The sequence below is a fragment of the Aeromonas sp. 600724 genome, from assembly GCF_049175135.1.
GTDB lineage: Bacteria > Pseudomonadota > Gammaproteobacteria > Enterobacterales > Aeromonadaceae > Aeromonas > Aeromonas veronii_A.
The window spans coordinates 155,007-167,725 of record NZ_JAAKUM010000004.1; the positions used below are offsets into that span (position 1 = coordinate 155,007).

At 57.1% G+C, this 12,719-nt stretch carries 10 protein-coding genes; 8 read left to right on the forward strand and 2 right to left on the reverse strand.

The annotated features are described in order from the left end of the window. Positions 1-9 precede the first annotated feature (9 nt). The 7 genes from G5168_RS05420 to G5168_RS05450 all read left to right on the forward strand — a co-directional run bounded on the left by G5168_RS05420 (position 10) and on the right by G5168_RS05450 (position 9,200). Positions 10-930 carry an ABC transporter substrate-binding protein gene (locus G5168_RS05420; RefSeq protein WP_227341549.1) on the forward strand — a complete coding sequence of 307 codons (921 nt, stop codon included), beginning with the start codon at positions 10-12 and terminating at the stop codon, positions 928-930. 33 nt (positions 931-963) lie between these two features. Beyond that, on the forward strand, positions 964-1,842 hold the full coding sequence (locus G5168_RS05425; RefSeq protein ID WP_421251928.1) for an EamA family transporter: 879 nt from the start codon (positions 964-966) through the stop codon (positions 1,840-1,842). A 435-nt stretch (positions 1,843-2,277) separates the two neighbouring features. Next, a complete protein-coding gene (gene yjeM / locus G5168_RS05430; RefSeq protein ID WP_279490100.1) occupies positions 2,278-3,744 on the forward strand; it encodes a glutamate/gamma-aminobutyrate family transporter YjeM in 1,467 nt (488 codons plus the stop codon). Positions 3,745-4,004: 260 nt separating this feature from the next. Then, entirely contained in the window at positions 4,005-4,916 is a 912-nt protein-coding gene (gene pbpG / locus G5168_RS05435; RefSeq protein ID WP_110303977.1) for a D-alanyl-D-alanine endopeptidase, read from the forward strand. 222 nt (positions 4,917-5,138) lie between these two features. Further along, positions 5,139-6,176 (forward strand): acyltransferase, encoded by a 1,038-nt coding sequence (locus G5168_RS05440; protein ID WP_421172970.1) that lies wholly within the window; start codon positions 5,139-5,141, stop codon positions 6,174-6,176. Positions 6,177-6,469: 293 nt separating this feature from the next. Beyond that, a complete protein-coding gene (locus G5168_RS05445) occupies positions 6,470-8,512 on the forward strand; it encodes a TonB-dependent receptor (RefSeq protein WP_421230876.1) in 2,043 nt (680 codons plus the stop codon). A gap of 64 nt (positions 8,513-8,576) precedes the next feature. Beyond that, positions 8,577-9,200: a PepSY-associated TM helix domain-containing protein gene (locus G5168_RS05450; protein WP_216952718.1), complete on the forward strand. Its 624-nt coding sequence runs from the start codon at positions 8,577-8,579 to the stop codon at positions 9,198-9,200. 360 nt (positions 9,201-9,560) lie between these two features. On the opposite strand, the gene G5168_RS05455 is transcribed toward G5168_RS05450, so the two are convergent. Further along, positions 9,561-10,613 (reverse strand): site-specific integrase, encoded by a 1,053-nt coding sequence (locus G5168_RS05455; RefSeq protein ID WP_421251929.1) that lies wholly within the window; start codon positions 10,611-10,613, stop codon positions 9,561-9,563. A gap of 190 nt (positions 10,614-10,803) precedes the next feature. Here G5168_RS05455 and G5168_RS05460 point away from each other — a divergent pair, with 190 nt between their 5' ends. Then, positions 10,804-11,745, forward strand: a complete 942-nt coding sequence (locus tag G5168_RS05460; protein WP_411651992.1) for a DNA cytosine methyltransferase — start codon at positions 10,804-10,806, stop codon at positions 11,743-11,745. A gap of 2 nt (positions 11,746-11,747) precedes the next feature. On the opposite strand, the gene G5168_RS05465 is transcribed toward G5168_RS05460, so the two are convergent. Continuing rightward, on the reverse strand, positions 11,748-12,719 hold the full coding sequence (locus tag G5168_RS05465; protein ID WP_421251930.1) for a hypothetical protein: 972 nt from the start codon (positions 12,717-12,719) through the stop codon (positions 11,748-11,750).

Here is a 12,719-nt window from a genome sequence, read left to right on the forward strand (position 1 = left end):
GAGATGATCATGGTCAGGCTACCTTTCGTCCTGCTGTTCCTGCTGGCTCTTCCCGCTCACGCCCTCTCTATCGCCATGGTGCTGTGGCGCGGTGAAACCGCAGCCGAAGCGGGCTTTCGGGCAGAGCTGACCCGCCTTGGCTATCAGGCCACCATCACCACCTATAACGCCGATCAGGATCGCACAGCGCTGGCAACCATGCTGCGCCAGCAGATGCTGCCGAAACTGGCCGAATACGACTACATCTACACCTTTGGCACCACCGCCACCACCATGACCAAGAGTCTGGTAGCCAACCGCAAGCCACTGATCTTCAACGTGGTATCCGATCCGGTCGGGGCAGACATCCTCTCGGAAGACAAAGCCCAGAACAGCATGGTGGCCGGAGTAAGCAACATGGTACCGATGGCGCTGCAACTGGCCAACGCCAGCGAGCATCTGGCCACCGGAAAACGGCTGCTGCTACCCTTCAACCCCCGTGAGCAGAACACCCTGCTGGTGGCCGATATGCTGCTCAATGAAGCGAAACGCTATCAGTGGCAGATGGTCACCTGGCGAATGGCCCCTGACCCACGGCGGCTGGACAACGAACTGAAGCGGCTGCAACAGGATGCCAAAAACGACATCGTCTTTCTGGCCGCAGACAGCTATCTGCTCTCCATCGCTCCCCGTTTGCTGAATGCACTCAACGCAGCGGCCATCCCTACGATCTGCAGTGCCGAGCTGTTCGTCGAGCACGGCTGCAGCGTTGGCACCATCAGCAGCTACGAGGCGCTGGGCAAGATGGCCGCAGTAATCATCCATCGCCACCAGCAGGGAACGCAGTTGCAGGATATTCCGCTGCAGACCGATCCCCACCCCAAACTGGTGCTGGGGCAACTGGGCAGCACCACCAAGCAAGAGAAGAACCCCGAGAAACCGAAGCCTTGATAAAGATCTCGGCCAATCAGGCTCCAGGCGGGTATGCTGTTGGCCCCCATCGCCCGAGAGCCCTTTCCCATGAGCACCACCGTCTTTTTTGCCGTTCTGCTGGCCGCCCTGCTTCACGCCAGCTGGAATGCACTGGTCAAAATTGGCGAAGAGCGGCTGGTGGGCGTGTCCCTGGTGGCGATCTTCTCCGGGCTTATCGCCGCCGTCGCGCTGCTGCCCATGGGGCTTCCCTCTGCTGCCGAGCTGCCCTGGCTCGGCCTCTCAGTCCTGCTCCATATCGGTTACTGCCTGTTTCTCAGCCATGCCTACAATCAGTGCGATTTTGGCCAGATCTATCCGCTGGCCCGTGGCAGTGCCCCGCTGCTCGCCATGGCGCTAAGTGCCCTGCTGCTGGGGGACTACCCCGGTTACGGCGGCATCGTCGGCGCCTGCGTGCTGATCATGGGGGTCTTGCTGATGGCCTGGCGAGGCGGGCAGCAGCGCCTTGCCAGCAAAGCGGTTCGGGCGGCACTGATCACGGCCATGTTCACGGCGACCTATACCCTCTCGGATGGGGCCGGCGCCCGCGCAGGGGGTGAACCGGTACGCTACACCCTCTGGCTCTTTGCCTGTACCGGGCTGGCGATGCTGCTGGTGCTGATCGTCCACCAGAAACGCAACGCATGGCGCCAGATCCGTCGCCATGCGATGGCGGGAATGGCAGGAGGTGCCATGTCACTACTCGCCTACGGGATTGTTATCTGGGCCATGACCCAAGCCCCCATTGGCGTGGTCGCGGCTCTGCGCGAAAGCAGTGTGCTGTTTGCCATGCTGCTCTCGGTCTGGCTGCTGAAAGAGCCGCTCGGGCGCATGCGGCTGACGGCGGCGGCCATTATCACTGGCGGCGTGCTGCTGACCCGGCTGGGAGGATAAGCGCTGTCGCCATTGGTGCGTATTTATCAGGCAGGATGGCGTAATTCACTCCGCCAAATATGCCGAATACCAATAATGGAAATAAGTGTCGGCCCGGGCGTAAATGTTTACATCCGCAACGTATCAATTAACTGGCAGGTCTGTTTATTTCAACCACAGCTTCATTCGGGAAACTTACCTGCCAAGCAGCATTAATGATAAAATCGTTCACAGTTAATTTTCGGCAACGCTGACCAATACCGCGCATGGCACAGACCATGCTGCTCCACCCATACGTTCATTGACCGCCTGACGGGTAAGCCAGCCCGGTCAGAGATGACCCGATCGCGCCCGCCACAGCAAGATGGCATGGCGCTACCGCGTTATTAATGGGTCCGGTTTCGTCCGTTTAATTTTTGATTATTTTAAATCCAGCACCATCAGGGAGTTTTTAATATGTCAGCAAAAAAGCTGAAATTGGGCGCCTTTATATTGATGATATTAACATCGGTATTTGGCGTCACTAATATCGGGATCGGTTTTTACCGAATGGGATATGCCGCCATTCCGATGTTCGTCATTGGCGGTCTGTTTTTCTTCATCCCGTTCATTTTGATGATGATCGAATTCGGCACCGGCTTTCGCAAAGAGGCGGGCGGCATCTTTACCTGGATGCGCCATTCGGTCTCGACCCGATTCGCCTTTATCGGTCTGACCATGTGGTTCGCTTCCTACGTCATCTGGATGTTTGGCAAGGCGCTCTCTATGTGGGTGCCCCTCTCCTTCATGCTGTTTGGCCGCGACATCACCGTCATCCCGGTCACCCTGGGTACCGGCATCGACTTCGGCCCCTTTATTCTGGGAGTGGTCGCCATCGCGCTGGTTGCCACCGTCACCAAGCTCATCACCCTGGGTAGCGCCCGCTTCGCCAAAGTGGCGGCCATCGGCGGTCTCTCCGTGGTGGCACTCAACGTGTTGCTGCTGGTCGGTGGCGTCTTCACCTTCGCAGTGAGCGGCATGACTCTGCAGGAACCCTTCACCCAGGCATCGCTGACGGCTTCTCCCAATGCCGCTTTCAACGACATCATCCCCTTCCTCGGCTTTATGGTGTTCGCCATCTTCGCCTACGGCGGGGTCGAGGCGATGGCCGGGGTGGCTGACGAGCTGGAAGATCCGGAGCGCGACCTCAAGCGCGGCATCTTCCTCTCCGGCGCCTTCATCGTGCTCTGCTACATCATCGGCTTTCTGGCGGTCGGCTCAATCATGCGCTGGAGCGACTTCCCGGCCGAGGGGATCACCTCTCTCTCCGCCCTCTTCATCATCATGCTGGAGCTGGGGCGCCATCTCGGTGGCGAGTGGCTGGGGCAGCTATTCATGCGCTTTGCTGGCCTTGGCATGTTCCTGAGCTATCTGGGTGCCTTTATCGCCCTCTCCTACGCGCCACTGCGCCAGTTCATCACCGGCACCCCGAGTTACTTCTGGCCGGAGCGTTTCCAACGCGAGAACGAGAATGGCGTGCGGATTGAAGCCCTCAAGGTGCAAGCCTGGGTGGTCTGTCTGTTCATTGCCGCCAAGTCCATCTTTACCCTGATCAACCCGGAAGGGGCCGCCGCCCTCTATGAGCTGATCATCACCATGACCAACGTCGGCATGACCCTGCCCTACATGTTCCTCATCTACGCCTGGTATCGCTATCGCAACAACCCGGCGCTGGGCAAGGACCTGATCTTCTTCAAGAGCGCGGGTTCCGTGCTGCTGGCTACCATCATCAGCCTGATCCTGGTCGCCTTCGGCAACGTCTTTACCGTGGTCGCCCCCTTTATCTCCGGCGATATCTCCACCGGCGTCTGGACCATCATTGGCCCGCTGCTGTTCGTGGTGATCGCCATGCGCTTCAAGATAAAGCAGGAAGATGCCCACTAAACGATAAGCAATGCTCCATGCCAATCGGGACCGTTCTGGTCCCGATTTTTTTAGCGCCGGCTTCCGCTCGCCATCACGGCCAGCCCATAGTTTCAATGCAAAAAAAAGACTCCATGGAGACCTCTTTTACGCTCTCCTCGCCATCAGAGCGCGCTCAACGCCGTAAATTATCAATATCAAGGTGAGAATGATTGTGAAGCGCCAGTTCACGACATATAACTTAGCGAGATATCCCTGTATTTCGTCCGGTAGAGCTGATCATGATGATGCGTTCCCTCCTTCCCCTGTTGCTTGGCGCAGTAATGCTGCCGGCCACTATGGACAGTGCCCATGCCAACCCCTTTTCCGCCAGCAGCAAGAGCAGCAGCGGCTTTCTCGAGCGACGGGATGTGCCCAACCTCAGCTCGGCCGCTTTCGTGGTGGCCAACCACAGAACCGGCGAGGTGATCTCCGAGCGCAACGGCAACCGGGTCATGCCCATCGCCTCACTCACCAAGCTGATGACGGCGCTGGTAGTGCTGGATGCCAACCTGCGCCTCAACGAAATGCTCACCGTGACCAATGCCGACATCGACCGCATCAAGGGAACCGGCTCGCGCCTGGCCATCGGTTCCAGGCTCAGCCGCGCCGAAATGCTCCATATCGCCCTGATGTCCTCTGAAAACCGCGCCGCCTCGGCGCTGGCCCGCCACTATCCCGGCGGCCAGCGCGCCTTCGTCGAGGCGATGAATGCCAAGGCCCGCATGCTGGGGATGTGGAATACCCGCTACGCCGACAGCACCGGGCTCAACCCGCGCAATGTCTCCACCGCGCAGGATCTCGCCAAGCTCGCCGCCGCAGCCGCCTCCTATCCGCTGATCCGCCAGTACTCCACCGACGAGCAGAGCTATGTGCGCACCAACAAGCGCCAGCTGCACTACCTCAACTCCAACCGGCTGATCCGCGAAGGGCAATGGGAGTTCACCCTCTCCAAGACCGGCTATATCCGCGAAGCGGGCCGCTGTCTGGTGCTGGGCACCAAGGTCAATCGTGAGCCGGTGATCATGGTGCTGCTCAATGCCGAGACCACCAACGATCGGGTCGCCGACGCCAAGCGGATCAAAACCTGGCTGGAGAGCTCGGGCAGAACCACCCTGGCAGCCAACCAGAACAACATGCTAACTCACCAGTAAGCTCGAGATCCCCAACCAAGCGAGGCGCCCGCCTCGCTTTTTTTATCTGCATGAGCGCGCCTAAAAACGGGAGCTTGCTCCCGTTACAGGTAACACCTTCCGCCATCCCGTTACAAAACGTAACTACTCAACAGCGTGATTCACACTAATAGAATCAATTGGTTGTAAGTTTTCGGCAAGAATTTTAGCGTGCCATCACAACCCCTGTAGCGACGAGCCACCATGCGTATTTCCAGTATCGAGTGCGGGCGGGTACTGGCCATTCTGGCCGTGATGACCATTCACGTATCCCCCTTCGCCAATCCGTTCAATCCCGCCCTGTGGGGAAGCGGATCCTGGCTCTGGCTGAGCGGCACAATCAACCAGTTATGCCGCTTTGCCGTGCCGCTGTTTTTCCTCTGTGCCGGTTACTTTCTGCAGCCAAGGCTGAGTCGCGAAGCGCCGCTGACCGTGGCCTGGCGCTACTGCCGCCCCTTGCTGATGCTCTGGCTGGTGTGGAGTCTGGTCTACCTGCTAGTGCCGTTCAATCCGCTTGCTGCCGTGCAGCAAGGCTATCTGGCCTCCCTGCGCGGGCAGTGGCAATTCCAGCTCGGCGACCCCCTCAATGGCTGGCTGGTGGGCGGCATGATCCACCTCTGGTTCCTGCCAGCCCTGATCATGGCGGTGACCCTGCTGGCACTCTGCTACCGCCTTGGCAGACCAGCGCTCGCCCTCTGGCTGGGTCTTGGCCTCTACCTGCTGGCGCTGCTGGGGGGCTCCTATGCCAAGCCGCTGCTGGGCGCCGAGTGGCCACTGCTCACCCGTAACGGCCCCTTCTTCTCCCTGCTGTTTGTGGCGCTTGGTGCCCTGCTGCGCCAGCGTCAGTGGCAGCCCGATGCCCGCACCGGCTGGCAACTGCTGCTGGCTGGGGTGACGCTCTATGGCTGTGAAGCCTGGGCGCTGCAGCACTTTGCCGCAGTGCCGCTCACCCGCCACGACTTCCTGCTTGGCTCCCTTCCCTGGGCTATCGGCCTGTTTGGCCTGCTGCTGGCCAACCCCGAGTGGGGCAAGGGCAGCTGGCTTGAGCGCCAGGCACCCAAAGTGCTCGGGATCTACTGCCTGCACATGATGCTGGTGGTCTGGCTCTTCGTGTTCGGCCCGCAGGGCGCATCCATCCTGTGGGAGATCGCCAAGGTACCGCTGCTGCTGGGAGCGTCTCTGCTGGCCTATCGCCTGCTGGCGGCCCTGCCCCTCGCCCGCCGACTGCTGCGCACCCACTGAGTCCGATATCCGGCCCGTCCTATCGGGCCAGATACCTCTTCACGTTTCGTCTCTTTCTCTTCCGCTACGCCCTTTTTCCCTCTCTTCGTTCTCGCGGTTTGCTGCAATGGCTCTGCTTTTCAGCCGAGCTCCCCCAACCGCACAACCCGCCTCCAATACTCCTCTCCATTTTCACCTTGCCAGACAAATGAAAATCAATATCATTGGCATCCCGCTTTGGCGGGTCAGGCTAATTATAATTAAATCAATATGTTCGAGCCGTCAGGTCGACATCCAAAGAGTCAATATTGAATATGCAGCACCCTCACTTTCGCAGAACGCTGGTCTCGCTGGCACTGTTGGGCACCGGCTTCACTGCCCAGGCCGCCGATGAAACCATGACTGTGGTTGGCAAACGATCCCAGCATCAGGAAGTTGCCACCGCAACCCGTACCAATACACCAGCCAAGCTGGTTCCCCAGACCATCGACAGCGTCAAGGTCAGCGAGCTGACCGCCTTCGGCCAACCAACGCTGAGTGAAGCCCTGAGCGGCATTCCCGGGGTCAACGCCAGCGGTGATACCCGCTTCGATGGGGTCAATATCCGCGGCTTCAGCGCCAGCAACGACTTCTATCTCGACGGGTTCCGCGACGACATGCAGTACACCCGGGATCTCGGCAACATCGAGCGGGTGGAAGTGCTCAAGGGCCCGGCTGCCGTGCTCTACGGCCGTGGCAGCACGGGGGGCATCGTCAACCGGATCAGTAAGAAGCCACAGAAAGGGCAGGAGTCCAGCGTCACCGCCCGGGTCGGCAGCTTTGACAGTCAGCGACTGGCCGCCGACCTCAATGGCGAGGCGAGTGAGCAGGTGCAACTGCGCCTCAACATGGCGCAAGAGGACAAAGATAGCTTCCGCAACGACGTGAAGAGCAAGCGCACCCTGCTGGCCCCCACCGCCAACTGGGAGATCAGCGACAACCTCAACTGGCTGGTGCAGTACGAGCGCAACGAACATGACCGCACCCCGGATCGCGGCATTCCCGGGGTCAATGGCCGTCCGGCCGATGTGCCGCGAGAGTATGTCTACAGCGATACCAGCCGCGACTTCATCGATGACGTGGCACAATCCACCCGCTCACGCCTCTCCTGGGATATCAACGATCAGTGGCAGTTGCGCCAGCAGCTCGGTTACTCCACCCTCGACAGCCAGTTTGACAACACCTATGTCACCAGCGTCAAAGGGGATCAGGTGACCCGCTCCCGCTGGCAGCAGGATCTCAAAGCGAAGAACCTGATCAGCAACACCGAGGCCGAAGGTCTGTTCCAGACCGGCCCGGTGGAACATCGCCTGCTGGTCGGCTTCGAGCAGAACTGGCAGGAGCGCACACCCAAGCTCTACCAGAACGCCACCGCCATCCCGTCCGGCAACCTCTACGACCCGGGCTCACTGCCTACCTACAATGGCGCCATGAAGCTCTCCAGCGACGCCAAACACAAGGTGCGCGGCAATGGCCTCTATCTGCAGGATCAGCTCAGCCTGGGTGACTGGCATCTGGTTGGCGGGCTGCGCCGTGACGACTTCACCGTCACCAGTCGCCGCTACGACCTCAACAAGGAGGAGAGCGTCTCGGTCAACAGCCTGAGCCCGCGCCTCGGTCTGGTGTGGAATCCCCTCGAGGATCACGCCTTCTATACCTCCTACAGCAAGACCTTCACCCCGGTGGGCGGCGAGCTGATCGGCATCACCCCGGGCGACAAGAACAACGGGCTGGAACCCCAGCACACCCGCCTCTACGAAGGTGGCGTGAAGAGTGACTGGCTGAACGGCAAGCTGGCGACCACCCTCTCCCTCTATCGACTGGAGATGTACAACAAGCGCACCAAGGATCCGCTGGATCCCACCAAGGTGATCCTCACCGGCCTGCAGCGCACCGAGGGTGTCGAGCTGAGCGCGCGCGCCGAGCTGACCGAAGAGATCTACCTGCGTGGCGGCTTCGCTATTCAGGATGCCGAGCAGGTCAAGGCGGATGCGGATCTGCAGGGCAAGCGCCCGATGAACGTCTCCCGTCAGAATGGCCAGCTCTATCTCGGCTACAAGAGTGGCGAGCAGGGCTGGTTCGGTGAAACCGGCGTAACGGCGGTGGGCGATCGCTTCGCCGACAACGCCAACACCACCACACTGCCCGGTTACGCCCGCTTCGATGCGCGCGTCGGTTATCGCTGGCAACAGTGGGAAGCCGAGCTGAGCGCCGAAAACCTGACCGACCACGAGTACTTCGTCAGCGCCACCAGTGCCAACCAGATCATGCCGGGCACACCCCGTCAGCTGAGTCTGACCGGTACCTACCGCTTCTGATCTCTGTGACAACCACCCCGACTGGCCAGCCCTTGCTGGCCAGTTTTTTTATGAAGCAACCACGATGAAACGCAGAAGAGTTCCCCTTCACAACAACAAATGGGTACGCCGCCTCCATGCCTGGGCCGGTTTTTTTACCCTCGCCCTGATGCTGATGTACGGCATCACCGGTCTCTGGCTGCAACACCGTGCCGTGTTGCCCATCCCCGGCCCCCACACCGACAAATCGAGTGAAGAGATAGTGCTGGAGGCGCCGCTCGCCAGCCCGGAGCAGCTGAAAAGCCTGCTGCAACAGCGCTATCCCGATACCTTTGCCGACGGGCGAACCATGATCACCCCGGCCCAGACCCTGCCCACCCCGAACGGCCCGCTCACCCTGCCCGCCAAGTGGGAGATGCGCGGTGTCACCCTCAGCCAGAGCGTGGCCGCCAGCTATGTTGAGGGTACCCTGCTGGTACGTACCGACCTGCAACTGGCCAACTTTGCCGCCAGCCTCAACCGGCTGCACCGCGGCATAGGCACCGGCCTCGGCTGGCAGCTGTTTGGCGATATCGCCGCCCTGGCCCTGCTGCTGCTCGCCCTCACCAGCCTATTTATGTGGACCAAGCTGCACGGCACACCCAGAGCCATCATCGCGCTGACGCTCGCAGGCAGCCTCGGTACCCTGCTGTTTGCCCTGCTGGGATAGTGCGGCAACCATGTTCTGATGCAGCAAGGTTTGGAAAAAACCGCAATAGAGACAGGCCGCTGGCGGTGATGCCGTCAGCGGCTATATCAAGGAAATGAAATAACGGATAGCGGGAAAAGAGAAGGGATACCAAGAGGTAACTGGAAGTACTGCCTGCTCAGCAGCAACCCACCAATGCGCAGGAACGCCAAAAAACAAAAGGCCATCATTGCTGATGGCCTTTTGTCATGAATTTGATGGTGCCCGGGGTCGGACTCGAACCGACACGGTTATTCACCGGCGGATTTTGAAACCATCGCAAGCCATTTTGAATCAATAACTTGCCGTGTTTTCGCGGGTTTGCTTGGGGATGGATGGGGCTTATTGGGTATCGCAGGTGAGCGCTGCCGCCATTTTGCCGCCATTTTTCAGTGCGGTGATCGGGTTGAGTTTGACTGCATCTTCAAGGTGATCCGGGGCAAAGTGAGCATAGCGCATTGTCATCTTAATATCGGTATGCCCTAGGATCCGTTGCAACACCAGAATGTTACCTCCCCCCATCATAAAGTGACTGGCGAAGGTATGACGCAGAACGTGGGTGCTTTGGCCTGCAGGCAATTCAATCTCGGCCCGCCGTATCGCCTTCTCGAACTCAGCGTAGCAGTCACCAAATAAGCGGCCAGTGCGCTTGGGCAACAAGGCCAATAGCCAACCTGCCACCGGCACAGTGCGATTCTTCTTGCCTTTCGTTCGGGTGAAAGTAAGCCGGCCGATGCCAACCTGTGAGCGGGTAAGCTTCTCGATCTCTGACCAGCGAGCCCCGGTCGAAAGGCAGAGCATCACGATCAGCCACAAATCTTTCAGGCCTGTACAGGCCGCGAGTAACCGTTCAATCTCATCCTGATTCAGGAACGCCAGCTCGGATTCTTGCACCTTGTACTGACGCAACACCTCTAGCGGGTTACCGTGCGCCCACTCACCCAAGCGGCCAAGTTCATTGAACACCGCCTGCAGGTAGAGCAGTTCGCGGTTGATGGTGGTCGGGGATACCTGTTTGCGCTGACCGGGCACATACAGTTCTCCTGCCAATCTCCGTTCGCGGTAAGCCGCAAACTGTTGGGCCGTGAACTCGGTAGCCAGCGGGTTGCCCAGCGCCTCAGCCAGCCAATTCAGCTTGTCGCGGCGTCGCTCACCATCGGTCAGGGTTTGGCCGTGGCGACCATACCAGAGCGCCACCAAGTCACTCAGCCGCCGCTCATCCGCATTCCCCACCTCTGCCTGCCGCCAGGGCTGGGCAAGCATATGCTTTTCCCATGCCAAGGCTTCGCCCTTAGTGGCAAAGCGCTTGCGTTTACGAGGACCATCACGCCCTTGGGGATAAACTTCGGCCAGCCAGAGCTTGGGCTTGCCATCGGTGAGCTTTCTTACTGTCATAACTTCTCCACAAAATTACTGTGCGTTTATACAGCAAACGGCGAGGTTTGAGGATGTTTGGTTTAGTTCCTCTCACACTTGAGATGTATCAGGCCTCATATAAAGCCCCTCAGGACCTTTTATTAGCAACTGGGCACTTGTGGCCACAATTTCAAAATTCCGATATAATCCCCACCAACTGGAGAAGACTATGCCAACTGCTGTTTCACTATTTTCGGGGTGTGGGGGGTCGGATGCCGGCATTATCAATGCCGGTTTTGACGTTCTTATGGCCAACGACATCATCCCCTATGCCAAAGACGTATACCTAGAGAATCATCCTGAAACTGACTATGTTTTAGGAGATGTGCGTAATGTAGAGCATTTCCCTAAGTCGGATCTGCTCGTAGGGTGCTACCCATGCCAAGGCTTCAGCCAAGGTGGCGTAAGAGAACCAAGTAGAAAAATCAATTACTTATATCTAGAATTTGCCAGGGCACTACTTCAGATCAAACCCAAAGCATTTATCGTTGAGAATGTGTCTGGGATGGTCAGAGCAAACTTTCGCCATCTGCTTGAAGACCAAATCAAGGTGTTTACAGAGGCGGGGTATCGCGTCAGCACCACCGTTCTGAACGCCGCACACTATGGTGTCGCTCAAGAACGTAAACGCATTTTCATCGTCGGCATCCGCCATGACTTTGGCTTGACCTATGAGTTTCCTGTAGCAACTCATGGCCCTGATGCTCAGCAGCCGTTCACAACAATTCGTGAAGCCATTGCTGGGCTGCCAGAGTGGCCTGAAGGGGAGTTCTACGATAGGGAGTTTCACTGGTACTACATGTCCAGAGATCGTCGTCGAGACTGGGATCAACTCTCCAAGACCATTGTTAGTAATGCTCGGCACATGCCTTTACATCCACTCAGCCCTGCATTGACCAAAGTGGAGCATAATGTATGGAGGTTTGTGAATGAGGGTAGAGCTAGACGTTTTAGCTACCGTGAAGCAGCTCGATTACAAGGTTTTTCCCAAAATCTTGTATTCCCTGACACTAAAAGTGGCTCTTTGACAAATAGATATACTGTTATCGGTAATGCCGTGCCTCCGCCCTTATTCACCGCCGTAGCATCAGCATTACCGAACATCTGGTAGGCTTAGACATCAATACGCTGCATATTTATCAACTTGTTGATATGCGGCGTATTTATTATTTGCTCCTCATTTAGGTCATAGGTTTCAGCTAGTTTCATAATCCTATTCCTATCAATCATTACAACAGATCCTGGTTTTTTATCCCAAATGCCTGTGTTTCGTCTCAAATCGTGAGGTGCGAAATAATAATTCATTCCTGGGTGTTGAGGTAATATTTTGCTATTTAGGTTGACAGGGCTAGATTCAAATTGTTTATGCTCTAAATCTTTTAAAGACGCCCCACATTGAGCAAAAGCAACAGGAATATTACCTAGGGCGTCTCCCATTGGATGCCAAGCTATCAAGTCGATCCCACCATCACCAGTATCACCAGGTCTTAACTCTTCTTCTTTGAGAATTAAGTCTGCATTCAAGTCTATAGCAAGTTGCCTGAATTTATTAAACAATGTACCAGTGTAACCATCGGCAATTTGTTGATGAGCACCGAAAGGCCTAACTATCCATGGCTCAGGCATCATTTTTTTAAAAATATGATAACCTATTAGTTCAAGGTTAGCAGTGATTGGTGCGTACATCTCTCGGTTTACATATCTGAGGCAAGACGCGATTAGTAGTGCTATATATAGTTTTTGCCTTGGTGTTGGATTGCCTGCATCAATGCGGCTGGTAAGAACAGTATCATTTATAGCGAATGGCCAATTATCACCGAACCTTACCTGCCTTGACCTAAAGCAATTTCTGATGTCAGCCCATTTTCTTTGAACTACATTATCCAACCCAAATTCGCCATCATCATCTAACCCTTCTTGGTCGATGGCCAAATCCTCTACTTCACCTAATGCATCCTCCAGCCCACCACATGAGAATAGACCATCCGCACTTGTAATAGTTAAAAGCTCAACATAATCAGCCCATACATGAACGTATGATACTCGTGGGGGATCCCCTAGTTTGATCAGGAAGTCATCAACCAT